We start from the raw sequence: 16,605 nt of genomic DNA, 5'->3' as shown, positions 1-16,605 counted from the left end.
CGAATCGATTCCCTGGTTGTGCAGTAAAAGCAAACAACTGTGACTTCTGTCTATTGGAGGGGACCTTGTGGCTCGTTATGATATTGCCCATCCGTCCACCCTCCACGACAGATAAATCATGAGTGAAAGCAAGGCGTTATATCGGGTTCAGTTTATTTGCCACAACGAGCGCTATGAGGTTTATGTGCGCGAGGTGAATCAGGGCCAACTGTTTGGATTTATCGAGATCGCCGATTTTGTCTGGGACAATCACACGGCGCTTATCGTCGATCCCAGCCATGAAAAGCTCAAGAGCGAATTTGCCGATGTGCATCACACCCTTATACCCATGCATCAGGTGTTGCGCATCGATCAGGTGAAAAAGCAGGGGGCTGCCCGCATTACTGATCTGGGTAGCAATGTCGCCTCTTTCCCCAGCCCCATTTATACCAAACGTCCCTGATCCCTCATTGCCATGGATGTTTCGCCGTGGCGAAACATCCATCTCTTCTCGCTGTCACCTGGCTCAGGGCTCGACCAGCTCGCGACCCAGTTGCAGGATCCGCTGGCGGAACCAGTGGCGGGCCGAACCATCACCGGCCGGGCCATACCAGACCAGACTGTGACTCACCTTGCCGTAATCGAACGGTGCCGGGCGCATCACCAGATCCGGCTGACTGGCCATGCAGGCCGCCCATCCACCGATGGCGGTGAGGATCAGATCGGTCTGGGGTAGCAGGGCCGCCGCGCTGGCAAAATCGGGCAGGGTGGCGCCAATCTGGCGACGCACCTGTTGCTGGGCCAGACTCTGCTCGAAGAAGGGGTTGGCCAGCTCCTGATCCCGGATGGCGATATGGCGCCAGCTCAGATAGGCATCGAGATCCCAGGGCTTGGCGAGCGCCGGATGATCTTTGCGTAACAGGCAGACCAGTTTTTCTTCCCGCAGGGTCTCCCACACCAGCCCGGGCTGGCGCGGTAACGGCTGGCTCTGGTCATGGGGCAGGATGACAAAGTCGAGTTTGCCCGCTGCCAGCGCCTCCAGCCCCTGCTCATCCTTGTTCCAGATCTCCGGCACCATACCCGGCACCTCCTGCATCAGCTGACCCAGAATGGGGCCCACCGGCCAGGTCATCACACTCTCGCGCAATCCGAGCCGCAAGCTGCCCTGCCACTGCTGGGGGTTGAAGGCGTTCTGGCGGGTGAGGCCGTTCAGCTCCCCCAGCAGCCGATGCAGGGTGGGAGCCAGTCGCTCGGCCATGGGGGTGAGCAGCAGCTGGTTGCCCTGGCGATAGAGCAGTTGATCCCCCAGCAGATCCCGCAGCTGGTTGAGGGTCTTGCTGACGGTAGAAGGCGTGGTGCAGAGCCGCTCGGCGGTGCGGGTGACGCTCTGGTTGTCTAGCAGCAGATGCAGGGTGACCAGATGGCGACCTCCCAGCCGAGAGAGAGCGATCAGATCCATAAGTACTCCACAAGCGAAGGGAAGAGACAAGACAAAAAAGCCCCGCCGAAGCGGGGCTTGTGCGGATTAGCCCTTGAGCACAGCCGCCATGGCGTCGGCCACGTAGTCGACGTTGCGGCTGTTGAGGCCCGCCACGCACATGCGGCCGGAGCGCACCAGATAGACGGCGAACTCTTCGCGCAGTCTGTCAACCTGCTCCGGCGTGAAGCCGGTGTAGCTGAACATGCCGCGCTGGTTGATGAAGTAGCTGAAATCGCGGCCCGGCACCTTGGCGCTCAGCACCTCGAACAGCTTCTGGCGCATGGCCTTGATGCGGGTGCGCATCTCGGTCACTTCATCGACCCACATGGCGTGCAGCTCGGGTTGGCTCATCACAGCCGCGGTGATCTGGCCACCGTGAGTGGGAGGGCTGGAGTAGTTGCGGCGCACGGTGGCCTTCATCTGGCCCAGTACGCGGCTGGCTTCTTCGGCATCCTGGCAGATGACCGACAGGCCGCCGCACCGCTCGCCGTAGAAAGAGAGGTTCTTGGAAAACGAGTTGCTGACGAAGAAGCTGACGCCGGCGGCCACCATGGCGCGAATGGCATAGGCATCCTCTTCCAGCCCGTCACCGAAGCCCTGATAGGCGATGTCCATAAAGGGGATCAGGTTCTTCTCGACCACAAGTGCGATCACCCGATCCCACTGGGCACGGGAGAGATCCACCCCGGTCGGGTTGTGGCAGCAGGGGTGCAGCAGCACGATGCTCTTGGCTGGCAGGCTGCGCAGGCAGTCGATCATGGCATCGAACTGTACGCCGCCAGTGGCCGCATCGTAGTAGGGGTAGTCATGCACCTTGATGCCGGCCCCCTCGAACATCGCCTTGTGGTTGTCCCAGGTGGGATTGCTGACCCACACCTCGGAGGTCGGGAAGTAGCGCTTGAGCAGATCGGCGCCGATCTTCAGGGCGCCGGAGCCGCCGATGGTCTGGATGGTGGCGATACGTCCCGCCTTGACCGCTTCATGGTCGGCACCAAACAGCAGGTGCTGCACCGCAGTGCGGTAGTTGGCGGCACCCTCCATCGGCTGGTAGGGACGCGGCGCCGGGGCGGCAGCGCGCTGGGCTTCGGCCTGCTGCACCGACGGCAGCAGCGGAATGTGGCCCTGCTCGTCGTAATAGAGGCCGATCCCCAGGTTCACCTTCTGTTCGCGGGTGTCTTTGTGGAAGGTCTCGACCAGGGTCAGGATGGGGTCGCCAGCATAAGCATCGACGTGTTCAAACATGGGGGGTCCTTGAAATTGACTGTCCAGTAAAACCGGCGGTCAGCCGGGCTGGACATCATGGCGCAAAGCTGGCGGTGGCTCAAGCCCGAAAGGGACGGGGGCTGGCGGGCAGACGCCGCACAGCCGTAAACGGGATGATGCGGGGTTGCCCTCAGCCTCGTTCACCGGTCTTACTTCAGATAGGATCGCAATACCCGCACTACTTGATCCAGATCTTCCAGCCGCTCGGCCGGGGTCCCCTCTTCGGCGCCCAGGTGCTCACGCATGTGCCCTTCCAGCACCTCCAGCATCAGGCCGTTGACGGCACCACGAATGGCCGCGATCTGCTGCAAAATGGCGGCGCAGTCGCTCTCCTGCTCAAGTGCGTGCTCCAGCGCGCCCGCCTGCCCCTTGATGCGACGTACCCGTGCCAGCAGCTTCTTTTTACCGTGAATGGTGTGTGACATGCAGGATCCTCTCGATCAATAAAACTATACTGGGGTATAGTATATTGCATTGTCGTCCTCAGGAGAAATCCATGTCATCCCTTGCCTCATCCCACTGCCACCAACCCGTCGTCCACGAAGGGAATCCGCTGGCCGAACAGAAGACTCGCTGGGCCGTGCTGCTGACTGTCATCATGATGGTGGCGGAGATCGGCGGCGGCTGGTTCTACAACTCCATGGCGCTGCTGGCCGATGGCTGGCACATGAGTTCCCACGCGCTGGCGCTCGGCCTCTCGGTGCTGGCCTACCGCGCCGCCCGCCACTTTGCCCGCGACCACAGATTCAGCTTCGGCACTTGGAAGATCGAGGTGCTGGGTGGCTTCACCAGCGCTCTCCTGCTGGTGGGGGTGGCCGGGCTGATGCTGTTCGAGTCGGTGTTCAGGCTGCTCGATCCCAGCCCGATCCACTATCAACAGGCGATCGCCATCGCGCTGGTGGGGCTGCTGGTGAATCTGGCCTGTGCCTGGCTGCTCAAGGATGATCACGGCCATCATCACCACGGCCATGGGCATGACCACCATCATGGGCATGACCACCATCATGGGCATCACGACCACGATCATCATGACCATGACGATCACCACGGCCATCAGGATCTCAACCTGCGTGCCGCCTATATCCACGTGCTGGCGGATGCGGCCACTTCCGTGCTGGCGATCCTGGCACTGGTGGGGGGCATGCTGTGGGGGGCCGACTGGCTGGATCCCCTGATGGGCATAGTGGGGGCCGTACTGGTGGCGGTGTGGGCCTGGGGTCTGCTGCGCGACTCCGGTCGGGTGCTGCTGGATGCCGAGATGGATACCCCGTTGGTGGGTGAGATCCGTGAGGTGATTGCCGACCTGCCGGATGCCGAGATCCGCGATCTGCACGTCTGGCGGGTGGGCCAGCAGCAGTATGCCTGCGTGCTCTCCCTGCTGATGACTGCGCCTGTCTCCGCCAGCGAGATCCGCGCGCGGTTGGCGATACATGAAGAGCTGGTCCATGTGACCATAGAGATAGCCACTCCATAGCCAGATTTATGGCTGTCTATGCCAGATAGCGTGCAACTTGTACTCTGCAACACGAGTAAATCGAAGCAGTTTTTTCTGGGGAGGCCTGTGGCAGGCACGTGCTGACTATGTGCCTGGTACAAGCCTCACCGGGGCTAGGGGTGAGATGTGACGGTTTGAGTTAACGTTCGAAGAAGCGATAGAGGTGTTCTACCTGCATCGGGCAGTCAGCTACCAGATGCACATGATCGCGGGCCTGCTCGACCGTATCGAAACTGACCGGGCAGCCGAGGGTGTCGGTCAGCTCGTAGAGAGCGCCATCCTTGCCTCTGAATTCGATGAGCCAGCCGGGGATGGCCACGTCGTGGAGTATTTCGGCCTCTTGCAGGATCTGTTGTTGATAGAGCTTGCGAAGTTCACTGACTGTCATGATGCTCTCCTGTGAAGGGGGATTCAGCTCCAGTCTATGCCTCTCTTTGTGCGGACGGCAACCGGATCATCCCCGCAGGACCTCCCAGGCCCAGCGGATACGGATAAAGGTCTCGGCATTACCACCTCGATCCGGATGGTGCTGCAATGCCAGCTCCCGCCAGCGGCGGCGGATCGCCTCCTGACTCGCCCCTTCATTCAACTCGAACAGGGCCAGCGCCTCGGCTTTGTGCCCCTCACCGTCATAAGCGTGCCAGAAGCGGTTGAGCAGGGCCTCTACTTCGGCACGATCGGTCTGCCAGAACACCTGCCAGTCGAGATAGTAGCCGCGCAGATTTTCGCTAAGGGCAAAGCCGTGGTTGACCTCCTGGTTCCCGGCCAGCGGTTCGAGCCGGATATCCAGGGTGCTGATCACTAGCCACCATCCCTCTTGCCAGAGCTCGGCCTGCAACTGGTAGAGGGCGTTCATGATCAGGAAGTTGACCCGAAACAGCTGTAGTTGCTCATCGTCAGCCAGTACCGGAATTGCCCCCTGCTGGCGCAGGGAGGCCATTAGCTCGTGCACCTTGTAGCTGCCCGCCGCCTGTTGCAATAGCACCAGCAGAGGGGCGATCAGCGGATTATTGTTGGCTTCGCTCATTCGGCGCCCTGTTCTCTGGGCGGTTGCAGGGCGATCAGCAGCTCACCCGCCTGCGGGGTGACGGGGCCGGTAACGATCTGGGGCTTGCCCTTGCCATCCATGATGAACAGCGGGATGGCGCCGGGATTGGCGGTCTGATACTGGGCCCAGTCGAACGCCTCGCTCAGGCGGGTCGCCTTGATCTGGCCACCCCGGCTCAGCAGGCCGCTCAGCCTGGCATAGTTGATATCGGGCCCAAACAGGTTCTGGCGAGCGCGGAAGGTGGCGCTCTCCCGGTTCGCCTTGCCGTGCTGCTCGCTGGAGCGCAGGGAGTAGACCTGCTCCTCGCCATAGAGGTGGGCGAAGTGCAGCACCCCGAGGGCGTTGTTGTGGCGGTTGGGGGAGAGGGCCAGCACGGTACTGATGCTGGTGAGCGGCAGGTGCAGCTCGGCATGTTCCGACTGGGGGTTGCCGAAGTAGCAGGGGAGGTTGCTCATCCGTGCCTGTTTGCAGAACTCCCAGGCGGGATCGCAGAGCTGTACCGGCACCCCCTGATCCGCCAGCGCCTTGCCGATGGCCCTAGCCACCGAGTTGGCCCCTATGATGAGCCAGGTGTTGGGGGCGCTCTGGCGCATCTTGAGCAGGCTGGCCAGCGGCGCCGAGGTGAGGCTCTGCAGCACCACGGTGGAGATGATCACCGCAAATACCAGCGGCACCAGCTTGTCGGCATCGGGGATCTCGGCCTGATGCAGGCTGATAGCGAACGAGGCGCTGACCGCCGCCGCGACTATGCCACGTGGGGCGATCCAGCTCAGCAGGGCGCGAGCCCGCCAGGAGAGATCCGAGCCCCAGGTCGAGACCAGAATACAGAGCGGACGCGCCACGAATTGCACCACGCAGAGCAGCGCCAGCACCATGGGGCCGAGTTGCCAGAGCTGGGCCAGATCGAGGCGCGCCGCCAGCAGGATAAACAGGCTGGAGATAAGGATGACCGCGAGATCCTCCTTGAACGCCAGCACCTCCTCTAGGTCCAGCCCCTCCTGATTGGCGAGCCAGATACCGAACACGGTCACCGCCAGCAGGCCGGACTCGTGGCTCAGCCAGTTGGAGAGGCTGAAGGTGACCAGCACCAGCGCCAGCACGCCGAACTTGTGCAGGCTGACCGGTAGCCAGTCCTTGCGAATGAGCAGGGTGGTGAGCCAGCCCGCCGCCACCCCGATCAGGGAACCGACCAGCACTGTCTTGCCCAGCGCCAGCAGGGTATGGCTGATGAGATCCCCCTGACTGCCGAGGCGCACCGCCTCGAACACCAGCACCGCAAACAGGGCGCCGATGGGGTCGATGACGATCCCCTCCCAGCGCAGGATGCGGTCCACCTCCCGGGTGGGGCGGATCACGTTGAGCATGGGGGCGATCACCGTCGGGCCCGTTACCACCAGTACCGCGCCGAGCATGGTGGCAACCCGCCAGTCCAGCCCCAGCAGGAAGTAACCGGCGCTGCCGATGACGGCGAAACTGACCAGCATGCCGGTGGAGCAGAGATTGCGCACCACCTTGCCGATCCCCTTGAGCTCGGCCAGATGGAGGGTCAGTGCCCCCTCGAACAGGATGATGGCCACCGACAGGGAGACCAGCGGAAACAGCAGATCCCCGAGCAGGGCATCGGGGTCGAGCAGGCCGCTGACCGGGCCCAGAGTCAGGCCGGTGAGCAGCAGAAACAGGATGGCGGGTACCCGCAGCGACCAGGCAAGCCATTGGGCCAGCACGGAGACCAGGGCGATCCCGGCCAGAGAGAGGGCAATCATGCAGACCTCGATTCAGGCAGTGAGTATGGAGCTAGTGTAGTGGCTAAGTTGGTCAGATTGACACCTGAAGGAGCGTGCATCATGGCCGGGATGGGGAGATGTGCGACAGTCGGCGTCATGGTGGCTGGCGGTGGTGTGCAGGGCGCCAGCCAGACGCCAACCGTGGTGATGGGGTGGCCTTGGGGCTGGATTAGATGGGGCTCTCCTTGTGGAGCTCGCCGACACAGTCGGCCAGCGCCAGTACCAGTGCGGAGCGCACCATCTGATCGAGCCGGTTGAGCTGCATCTGGTAGAAGGCCCAATCCTCTTCGCTGGCGGGGGGCTCCAGCTTCATCATGCCGCCCTGATTGACCCCGTGCAGGCGGTCGAGCAGATCGCGGATCGGCTTGTCGCTGAAGCGGTAATCCTTGGGGTCGCGCACCAGAAAGTCGCGGATCTTGATATAGGCTTCGATATCCTGATAGCGCTCGAGGGAGATGAGGCCGAGGGCGAAGATGAGCTTGAGGCGCACCTCCAGCTGGCCGAGGGGTCCGCTCTGGTTGAGCAGGGGTTCGATGGCGTATTTGACGGCATACTCCTCCTGACGGAACGCGCGTCGCATCAGGGAGTCGACCGCCTCTTCCAGGATGGTCACGGCTTCGAGAAAGAAGCCGCGGGGGCCATCCTGCTCATTCAGTCGTTCCAGTACTTCATCTTCCTGGTGTGTGGTCATAGGTGCATTGGGTCCAGCTGACAGGGAGAGAGTGGGCCTCTCTCCCGGTTTTTATCATATGGGGCACATTCCCTTGCCATTCAAGCGCTTGGCGCGCTATCAGTGGTGGCTGAATGCGCCGCAAGCAGGGTCATTACAGGGTTTCGTAACGGGCGACGATGGCGCGAACCACCTCGCTCTCTTCATCCAGTCCGGTAACGCGGGCCAGCGCTTTGGCCGGGCCAAGCTCCGCCAGCAGGGCTTGCAACTCCACTGCCTGCGGGTCATCGGCATTGCGATAGTGGAGCGCCGCGGCGATCCCTTCCTGCAACTGATCGCTCGGCAGGCCGTACTCCAGGGTGCCCAGCAGCGGCTTCACCAGTCGATCCCCCGCCGCCAGCTTGCGCAGTGGCTGACGACCGACCCGGTCAATCTCGTCCACCAGATAGGGGTTGGCGAAGCGGGCCAGGATCTTCTCGATGTAGGCGGCGTGCAGACGCGGGTCGAAGCCGTAGCGTTTCACCAGCACGGCACCGCTCTCCTCCATGGCGCGGCGTACCTTGCTGCGGATCACCGGATCTTCGATCGCCTCGCGCACTGTGTGGTAGCCCCGCAGCTTGCCGAGGTAGGCGGTGACGATGTGGCCGGTGTTGAGGGTGAACAGCTTGCGCTCGACGAAGGCCATCAGGTTGTCGGTGGGCTCCATGCCCGCCACCTGTGGCAGCTCCCCCTTGAACTGGGTCTGGTCGACGATCCACTCGCTGAAGCTCTCGACCGTCACTTCCAGCGGATCATCGTTGGCAGCCGCGGCGGGCGGTACGATGCGATCCACCGCCGAGTCGACGAAGCCGATACAGGATTCGAGCGTGGCATGATACGCGACCGGCAGGTACTTGAGTACCTCCCGCTTGAGGTGGCTGGTACCGCGCACCATGTTTTCACAGGCGATGACGTTCAGCGGTGTCAGGTTGCCGGCATCGAAGCGGGCCTGCAGCCCCTTGGCCAGGGTACTGGCAATCTTGTCCAGAATGTTGGGGCCGACCGCGGTGGTGACCAGATCGGCAGTGATGATACGGGCGATCACCTCGTGACCGGCGGAGCTCACCGCCGCCACGTTGCGCACCACGTCCAGCTTCTGATCTGCCCCCACCACATGGACCTTGTACTCCTGACGGTGGTTGAGCTGGTCGATCAGGGTGTCGTTTACGTCGGCGAAGGTGACCTGATGGCTGGCATCCGCCAGCACTTTGCCGATAAAGCCGCGACCGATGTTACCAGCACCAAAATGCAATGTTTTCATGATATTAACCTCTTGAACCAAAGACGATGAAAGATGATTACGCAGCCTGTTCGGCACCCAGCAGATCCAGGAAGGCCTGTGGATCCGTGGTGCTGGCCAGCCGGTCGATGAGACCGGGTTCATCCAGTGCATTGGTCAGGCGGGTTATCACCTGCATGTGTTCGTCGTTGCGGGCAGCGATGCCGATCACCAGCCGTGCTACCTCATCGGCAGCCTCGCCAAAGGCGACCCCGGCCGGGTACTGGCAGATGACGATGCCGGTACGCTTCACAAACTCCTTGGCGGCTATGGTGCCGTGCGGCACGGCGATGGACTCGCCGAGGTAGGTGGAGACCAGCTGTTCGCGCTCCAACATGGCGTTGACGTAGTCGGGCGCCACGTAGCCGCGCTCTGCCAGCAGTCGGCCAGCGGTCAGGATGGCGGCCTCCTTGTTGTCGGCTTTCAATCCCAGATGCACGTCATGACGGCTCAGGGTAAAGACTTCGGCCGCTTGCTGCTCGTAGCTGTCGTCGTTGGCCGCCACCAGTAGTTGCGGGTTGGCGACATCATCGTTGGCAGCGCGGCTCAGGCTCTGTACCAGCTCCTGATAGAGGCCGTTGTCGAGGAAGTTGGTCAGGGAAATATGGTGAGCGTTCGGCGCATGGCGACGGGCCCGCTCGGTCAAATCCTTGTGGGTGATGACCCAGTCCACCTGATCATCGAGCTGATCGATGGCGCGGTTGGTGACGCTGATATCGAGCCCGGCGGCCTGCACCCGCTTGCGCAGCATGCCGGCGCCCATGGCGCTGGAACCCATCCCTGCATCGCAGGCAACCACGATATTGCGCACCGCCATCAGTTCGCCGCCCGGCTTCTTGGCCGCTGCGGTTTCGGGCTTGCCGCCCTTCATGGCTTTCATCTTGCGAGTGGCTTCACCGAGGGCATCGGCCTCGTCGGCTTCCGGCTGCTGGGCACGCACGAATACGGCGGCGACCAGGAAGGAGACCAGAGTGGCGCTGATGATGGAGAGCGCGACCCCGATCAGGGAGGCTTTCGGTGTCATCAGCAGCACGGCGAAGATGGAACCCGGTGAGGCAGGGGAGACCAGACCGGCATTGAACAGGGTCAGGGTAAAGACCCCGGTCATGCCGCCGGCGATCACCGCCAGAATGAGGCGCGGGTTCATCAGCACATACGGGAAGTAGATCTCGTGGATGCCGCCGAAGAAGTGAATGATGGAGGCGCCAGCCGCGGACTGCTTGGCTGCACCACGACCGAACACCATGTAGGCCAGCAGCACGCCCATGCCCGGGCCCGGGTTCGCTTCAATCAGGAAGAAGATGGAGCTGCCGTGCTCGGTCGCCTGCTGGATCCCCAGCGGTGAGAAGATGCCGTGGTTGATAGCGTTGTTGAGGAACAGGATCTTGGCCGGTTCGACAAAGATGGAGGTGAGCGGCAGCATGTGGTTTTCCACCAGGAAGCCGACGCCACCGGCCAGCAGGCCGGAGAGCACCTTGACGAAGGGGCCGATCACGAAGAAAGCGAGGATCGCCAGCAGCATGCCGATAAGCCCGGCGGAGAAGTTGTTGACCAGCATCTCGAAGCCGCTTTTGACGCGACCGTCCATCGCCTTGTCGAAGCGCTTGATGGCCCAGCCACCGAGCGGGCCGACCATCATGGCTCCCATGAACATGGGGATATCGGTCCCCACGATGACACCCATGGTGGTGATGGCACCGACCACGCCGCCGCGCTCACCGCCCATCAGTTTGCCGCCGGTGTAGCCAATCAGCAGCGGCAGCAGGTAGGTGATCATGGGGCCGACCAGCTTGGCCAAGGTTTCATTGGGCAGCCAGCCGGTGGGGATAAAGAGGGCGGTGATAAAGCCCCAGGCGATAAAGGCGCCTATGTTGGGCATGACCATATTGGACAGGAAGCGTCCAAAATTCTGTATCTTGACTTTGGTATCCGGTGATAACATGTCGGGACCCCGTTTTAAGCCTGTTTGATTAAAAGTGGTAGTCGGGATGGCTGGTTTTGCCGAACCTCCATCCCGGTCGTCTAAGCAACTTCAATCTACCAGCTTGATATCAAATTAGGCTGAAAACGGGGTGTCTTGTGATCAAGCTCTCAGATACCCAGCCATACCCCCTCCCAAACCAGTGATCCTGATCACGTTCGAGAGCTGTAATTCGGCTACATTTCGATCTTTTCTGTTTTGAATGACCATTTTTTGTGATTTAGGTCACCACTTCAGCTTTGCCGCTCCTTCGTGTAAAGGTGATTCACATCACAAATTCAGTTTTTGTATTCGAATGGGACAAATCACTCAATTACTCATCAGTGGGTAGTGGCGATGGATCTATCGAAATACTCCATTGCTTACCAATGAATCAATAAATTTGTAACCCGCTTTCAGTTTTTACGGTCGGTGATGAGGGCTCTTTTGCGGCTGATTGATGGGAATGGGCGCCAACATGCAGGATGCTATCGAGCGGCAGATGTTCGGGGCGCTTGTTTGCCGCGCAGGCCAGATTGCAGATAAAAACAAACCGCCAGCAGGCGGTTTGTCAGTTTTTGCGATCTGGCCCCTGTTGAGGCTGCGGCTCAGTAGAAGCCGGCATTCTCGGGAGAGGGGCGGGTCTTGAAGCGGCGATGGAGCCACATGTACTGCTCCGGCGCCTTGCGCACCGCAGCTTCAATCTCGCGGTTGGCGCGGGCGGCATCAATCATGTCATCTCCGCTCGGGTAGTCGGCGAGCGGCGCCCCGATATGCAGGGTGTAACCCTCGCTGGTACGGATGTTGTAGCAGGGCAGGGTTACGGTGTTTTTAACCCGAGCCAGGGTGGCGGTGCCGGTGATGGTGGCCGCCTGCTCTACCGCGAAGTAGGGCACGAACACGCTGGCGTGGCTGCCGTAGTCGTGATCCGGTGCATACCAGAGGGCGTCGCCGTTGCGCAGCGCCTTGATCATCCCCTTCACATCCATCCGGTCCACCAGATATTTGTTGGAGGCGCAGCGACCGTGGTACTGGGCATACTCCAGCACCGGGTTGGTGTTGGGGCGATAGACGCCGACCCCGGGGCGCACCAGCCCGAAACAGCGGGCGTTGAGTTCCAGCGTTAGGAAGTGGCAGGAGAGCAGCAGCATGCCCTGACCTTTTTCCATGGCAGCGATGACATGCTCTTCCCCTTCCACTTTCATCAGGTTGCGCATCCGCCAGTCTGGCCAGAACCAGGCGATCCCCACCTCGAACACGGCGCAGCCCACGCTCTCGAAGTTTGCCTTAAGCAGTTTCTCCCGCTCATCCCGGGTCAGCTCGGGCATCGCCAGCTCCAGATTGCGACGGGCGATCTTGACCCGGGACTTCAATATCCTGGCGGCGAGACGACCGAGCTGACGGCCCAGCCACATCTGGCTGCGCCACGGCAGCAGGGTCAGCAGCCAGAGCAGGCCGAGGCCGAACCAGCTGGCCCAGTAACGGGGATGAAACAGGCGGGGCTCGAGGCGGGGAGCGTTGTCGTGGGCCATGGCTAATCTCTTGTTCGCAAACACAATCGGGGGATTCTAGCCGAAAAGGGGGGGCGGGGGCGAATGGCAGTGTGCTGGTCAGAGGGGCTAATTGTGGTTCACTGGTGTTACGGGAATCCTAACTATCGGTTTCCTTTAAATGGAAACCGCAGGTTTGCTTTTTCTCCCTCAAATAAAAGAGTGTGATAAAATCGGCGACTGATTTTTCAGGTTTTGAGAGTCGATACAGATGAAGATCACCCTGCCCGAGTTTGAAAAAGCCCGCGTTCTGGTCGTTGGCGATGTCATGTTGGACCGTTACTGGCATGGCCCCACCGGCCGGATCTCCCCCGAGGCGCCGGTGCCCGTGGTCAAGGTTGAACACATTGAGGAGCGTCCCGGTGGCGCGGCCAACGTGGCCCTCAACTCCGCTGCGCTGGGCGCCCACGCCGTGCTGCTTGGCCTGACCGGTCAGGATGAAGCTGCCGATGCGCTGGCTGGCCAGATGGCTGGCGTCAAGGTGGCCTGTGATTTCGTTCGTCTGGCCGACTTCCCGACTATCACCAAGCTGCGGGTGCTGTCCCGCAACCAGCAACTGCTGCGTTTGGACTTTGAAGAGCCCTTCCACTCCGTCGATGCCACCCTGCTGATGAGCAAGGTTGAGCAGGCGCTGCCAAACAGCGACGTGATGATCCTCTCCGACTACGGCAAGGGTGCTCTCAACGACGTGCCCGGCATGATCCAGCGCGCCCGTGCCGCCGGTATTCCTGTGTTGGTCGACCCCAAGGGGACCGACTTCGAGAAGTATCGCGGTGCCACCCTGCTGACCCCCAACATGTCCGAATTCGAGGCCGTGGTGGGCAAGGTGAAGAGCGAAGAAGAGCTGGTCGCCAAGGGGCTGGATCTGGTCAATCGTTTCGAGCTGGATGCCCTGCTGGTCACCCGTTCCGAGAACGGCATGACCCTGATCCGCGAAGGTCAGCCGGAGCTGCATCTGCCGGCTCAGGCCCACGAGGTTTACGATGTGACCGGTGCCGGTGATACCGTGATCTCTACCCTCGCCACCTCGCTGGCGGCAGGCAAGAGCCTGGACGAAGCCTGCGCACTGGCCAATACCGCTGCCGGTATCGTGGTCGGCAAGCTGGGTACCTCTACCGTCAGCCCGGTCGAGCTGGCCAACGCCCTCTACACCGAGCAGGAGACAGGCTTCGGCGTGATGTCCGAAGCCCAGCTGAAAGTGGCGGTTCGTGCCGCCCGTCTGCGTGGCGAGAAGGTGGTGATGACCAACGGCTGCTTCGACATCCTGCACGCTGGCCATGTCTCCTATCTGGCCAACGCCGGCAAGCTGGGGGATCGCCTGATCGTGGCGGTCAACACCGACGAGTCGGTTCGCCGTCTCAAGGGGCCGGGTCGTCCGGTCAACCCGACCGAGCGCCGCATGGCGGTGCTGGCTGCGCTTGGCGCGGTGGATTGGGTTGTGCCGTTTGGTGAAGATACCCCACAGCGCCTGATTGCCGAGATCCTGCCAGACCTCTTGGTCAAGGGCGGTGACTACAAGCCGGAAGAGATTGCAGGTTACGCCGAGGTGACTGCCAATGGCGGCGAGGTGCGCGTTCTCAACTTCGAGGATGGCTGCTCCACCACCGACATCATCAAGACGATCCGCGAGCGCGGCTAACGATAGTGTTTGCCCCACTGGATGGTGGGGCCGACAGACGGCGCGATAAACAGAGAGAGCCGCCGACAAGAATCCGGATAACAAAAAGGCGACCTTGCGGTCGCCTTTTTCATGTCCGATAACGGCTATCAGGCTTTGGCCTTGGCCTTGGCTTTTGCGGTGGCAGGCATCAAGCCCTGGTTTACTTCCACCAGATCCTGCGCTTCCAGCACACCGGCAGCCTGCTTCAGGCTCAGGATATTGAGGATGTAGTTGTAACGGGCTTCGGAGAGCTTCTGCTTGGCCTCGTAAAGCTTGCGAGTGGAGTCCAGCACGTCGACGATGGTACGGGTACCCACTTCGTAACCGGCTTCGGTCGCCTTCAGGGCGCTGTCGGCGGAGACCACAGACTGGCTGTAGGCACGTACCGAGCCGATGCTGGCATTCACGTTGTTATAGGAGGAGCGCACCGTGCTCTGCACCGAGCGGAAGTTCTTCTCAAGCAGCTCGCTGGCCGCAACATAGTTGTATTGAGCCTGCTTAACCTTGGAGCTGGTGGCGCCACCGCTGTAGAGGGGCAGCTTGAAGGTCAGACCGATATTGGCCTGGTTGTCATTGCCACCGTTCTGAATGCTATCCAGCTTGTAATCGGTATTGCTGGTTTGCAGGCCGGCGCCCAGATCCAGGGTCGGCTCGTGGCCGGTCTTGGCGAGATCGATCTGCTCCTTGGCGATGTCCTTGGCGATGCGGGCATTGTGCAGTTGCAGGTTCTTGTCCAGCGCCAGCTCCAGCCATTTGTCGGAACCGAAGGCGGTCTTCTGCGGGCTGAAGCGATCGGTGTTGAGGATGTCCAGGTTGCGGTGATCAACACCGGTCAGCTCGCGCAGGGCTTCGTAGCTGTTATCCAGAGTATTCTCGGCATTGATCTCGTCAGCCAGCGCCTGGTCGCGAGAGGCTTCCGCTTCATGCACATCGGTGATGGCGGTCAAACCCACTTCGAAACGCTGCTGTGTCTGCTCCAGTTGGCGCTCTACTGCAACCTTGTTGGCACGCACAAACTCCAGGGTATCCATCGCCTTGAGCACATCAAAGTAGGCTTTGGCAGTGCGCACCATCAGGTTCTGGATTTCGAGGTTGTAGGCGACATCAGACTGGGTGGCCTGCTTCTCGCCGATATCCAGATTGACCCAGTTGCTGCGACGATAAAGGGATTGTGACAGCGTCAGCTCACCCTTGGCGTTGTTATTGGTCTGGGTATCGTTCTTGTTTTGCAAATAATTGAGCCCGGCGCCCAGATCAATCTGGGGTAGCAGGGGGGCGCGGAATTCGTTGATCTTTTCGAAGGCCTGGTCGCGAACGGCTTTGGACTGCAGCAACTGCGGGTCTTTCAGCTGGGCTTGTTGATAGATATCGAGCAGGTTTTCGGCGTGGGCACCGGCACTGACGCCCAGCAACACCATGACGGACAAGAGTGTTCTTTTCATAGATCGTTTTAACCTTATGTAGTAACCCAAACTGGTTGCTGGAGAGGGCAAATATTGTCGCCGACCAAGCTTGATTGCAGCTTAATCACTCTACTATAAGCAAAATTTAATGCGAAGTGTCTCGGGTCCGGTGACGGGAACGTCAAGAACCGGCTGCAGTTTTCTCCCCGAGTGCCTAGCCAAATGGTCTGTGGCTGCTAAAATCCACCCCTCATTACCATGGCACGCCGAGTGAATGAATGTTCATTCATGTTCCTCGGATTTTATGGTCAAACTGGTTCAAGTCAAGCTGACGGGAGTCCCTGATGTCGCAGCAACCCTTGCCGCAAGATCGGCACTATGCCGCTGATGATGTGAAAATCATTGAAAAATCAGCTGGATATAACGGCTTTTTCAAGGTGAACGTCTATCGCCTGCAGCACAGGTTATTTGCTGGTGGTTGGAATCAGCCCATCGTACGCGAGCTGTTTGAACGGGGCCATGCTGCTGCGCTGCTCCCCTATGATCCGGTGCGCGACCAGATAGTGCTGGTGGAGCAGTTTCGCATCGGCGCCATGGAGACCAGCCCGACCCCCTGGCTGCTGGAGCTGGTGGCCGGCATTATCGACGAAGGTGAGACTGCCGAGGCGGTGGTGCGTCGCGAAGCGGTGGAAGAAGCAGGGATCGAGGTAGCTCGCTGCGAACATGCCATCAGCTATCTGGTGAGCCCGGGCGGCAGTACCGAGCGGATCGAGGTCTATGTGGGCGAGGTGGATGCCAGCAAGGCGAGCGGTTTGCACGGTCTGGCGGATGAAGGCGAGGATATCCGGGTCCACGTGGTGAGCCGCGAGCAGGCCTACGCCTGGCTGAAAGAGGGGCGCATCGACAACGCCGCCTCGGTCATCGCCCTGCAGTGGCTGGCCCTCAACCACGGCGAGTTGCGCGCCCGCTGGTTGGCGGAGCGCTGAGTTGGCTCA

The 16,605-nt window shown here is 60.9% G+C and carries 15 protein-coding genes; 4 read left to right on the top strand and 11 right to left on the bottom strand.

Annotation, left to right across the window (positions count from 1 at the left end; genetic code table 11):
- Positions 1-118: 118 nt before the first annotated feature.
- Positions 119-442 carry a DUF1820 family protein gene (locus I6L35_RS03460; protein WP_005343086.1) on the top strand — a complete coding sequence of 108 codons (324 nt, stop codon included), beginning with the start codon at positions 119-121 and terminating at the stop codon, positions 440-442.
- A 63-nt stretch (positions 443-505) separates the two neighbouring features.
- Here I6L35_RS03460 and I6L35_RS03455 read toward each other — a convergent pair whose 3' ends face one another.
- The 3 genes from I6L35_RS03455 to I6L35_RS03445 all read right to left on the bottom strand — a co-directional run bounded on the left by I6L35_RS03455 (position 506) and on the right by I6L35_RS03445 (position 3,147).
- Complete coding sequence (locus I6L35_RS03455; protein WP_005343087.1) at positions 506-1,438, bottom strand: LysR family transcriptional regulator; 933 nt, start codon at positions 1,436-1,438, stop codon at positions 506-508.
- Between the two features lie 66 nt (positions 1,439-1,504).
- Positions 1,505-2,701, bottom strand: coding sequence for an amino acid aminotransferase (locus I6L35_RS03450; protein WP_216979545.1), 1,197 nt, complete (start codon positions 2,699-2,701; stop codon positions 1,505-1,507).
- Positions 2,702-2,871: 170 nt separating this feature from the next.
- Positions 2,872-3,147: a metal/formaldehyde-sensitive transcriptional repressor gene (locus I6L35_RS03445; protein ID WP_216979544.1), complete on the bottom strand. Its 276-nt coding sequence runs from the start codon at positions 3,145-3,147 to the stop codon at positions 2,872-2,874.
- Positions 3,148-3,218: 71 nt separating this feature from the next.
- Here I6L35_RS03445 and dmeF point away from each other — a divergent pair, with 71 nt between their 5' ends.
- Positions 3,219-4,196 carry a CDF family Co(II)/Ni(II) efflux transporter DmeF gene (gene dmeF, locus I6L35_RS03440; RefSeq protein WP_216979543.1) on the top strand — a complete coding sequence of 326 codons (978 nt, stop codon included), beginning with the start codon at positions 3,219-3,221 and terminating at the stop codon, positions 4,194-4,196.
- Between the two features lie 160 nt (positions 4,197-4,356).
- Here the strand turns inward: dmeF and I6L35_RS03435 are convergent, their stop codons facing one another.
- From I6L35_RS03435 to lpxL, 7 genes are all read right to left on the bottom strand, one after another.
- Positions 4,357-4,605 (bottom strand): hypothetical protein, encoded by a 249-nt coding sequence (locus tag I6L35_RS03435; RefSeq protein WP_216979542.1) that lies wholly within the window; start codon positions 4,603-4,605, stop codon positions 4,357-4,359.
- 66 nt (positions 4,606-4,671) lie between these two features.
- A complete protein-coding gene (locus I6L35_RS03430) occupies positions 4,672-5,244 on the bottom strand; it encodes a DNA-J related domain-containing protein (protein ID WP_216979541.1) in 573 nt (190 codons plus the stop codon).
- Positions 5,241-7,028, bottom strand: coding sequence for a sodium:proton antiporter (locus tag I6L35_RS03425; RefSeq protein ID WP_110303612.1), 1,788 nt, complete (start codon positions 7,026-7,028; stop codon positions 5,241-5,243). Before I6L35_RS03425 ends, I6L35_RS03430 begins: the two co-directional genes overlap by 4 nt.
- Before the next feature lie 190 nt (positions 7,029-7,218).
- Positions 7,219-7,740: an MltR family transcriptional regulator gene (locus tag I6L35_RS03420; RefSeq protein ID WP_005335907.1), complete on the bottom strand. Its 522-nt coding sequence runs from the start codon at positions 7,738-7,740 to the stop codon at positions 7,219-7,221.
- Between the two features lie 133 nt (positions 7,741-7,873).
- Complete coding sequence (locus I6L35_RS03415; RefSeq protein ID WP_005335906.1) at positions 7,874-9,019, bottom strand: mannitol-1-phosphate 5-dehydrogenase; 1,146 nt, start codon at positions 9,017-9,019, stop codon at positions 7,874-7,876.
- A gap of 37 nt (positions 9,020-9,056) precedes the next feature.
- Positions 9,057-10,979 (bottom strand): PTS mannitol transporter subunit IICBA, encoded by a 1,923-nt coding sequence (locus I6L35_RS03410; protein ID WP_216979540.1) that lies wholly within the window; start codon positions 10,977-10,979, stop codon positions 9,057-9,059.
- A 626-nt stretch (positions 10,980-11,605) separates the two neighbouring features.
- Positions 11,606-12,529, bottom strand: a complete 924-nt coding sequence (gene lpxL / locus I6L35_RS03405) for an LpxL/LpxP family Kdo(2)-lipid IV(A) lauroyl/palmitoleoyl acyltransferase (protein ID WP_216979539.1) — start codon at positions 12,527-12,529, stop codon at positions 11,606-11,608.
- A 229-nt stretch (positions 12,530-12,758) separates the two neighbouring features.
- Between lpxL and hldE the strand changes: the two genes are divergently transcribed.
- Complete coding sequence (gene hldE, locus I6L35_RS03400) at positions 12,759-14,186, top strand: bifunctional D-glycero-beta-D-manno-heptose-7-phosphate kinase/D-glycero-beta-D-manno-heptose 1-phosphate adenylyltransferase HldE (protein WP_216979538.1); 1,428 nt, start codon at positions 12,759-12,761, stop codon at positions 14,184-14,186.
- 128 nt (positions 14,187-14,314) lie between these two features.
- On the opposite strand, the gene tolC is transcribed toward hldE, so the two are convergent.
- Positions 14,315-15,649: an outer membrane channel protein TolC gene (tolC, locus tag I6L35_RS03395; RefSeq protein WP_216979537.1), complete on the bottom strand. Its 1,335-nt coding sequence runs from the start codon at positions 15,647-15,649 to the stop codon at positions 14,315-14,317.
- Positions 15,650-15,954: 305 nt separating this feature from the next.
- On the opposite strand from tolC, the gene nudF reads away from it, so the two are divergent.
- Complete coding sequence (gene nudF, locus I6L35_RS03390; protein WP_005343102.1) at positions 15,955-16,596, top strand: ADP-ribose diphosphatase; 642 nt, start codon at positions 15,955-15,957, stop codon at positions 16,594-16,596.
- Positions 16,597-16,605: the final 9 nt, after the last annotated feature.

The sequence above is a fragment of the Aeromonas sp. FDAARGOS 1405 genome (assembly GCF_019048265.1).
In the GTDB taxonomy this organism is placed as follows: Bacteria; Pseudomonadota; Gammaproteobacteria; order Enterobacterales; family Aeromonadaceae; genus Aeromonas; species Aeromonas veronii_A.
The sequence above is the reverse complement of the archived record's forward strand: the minus strand, read 5'-3'. Positions and strand labels throughout refer to the sequence as shown.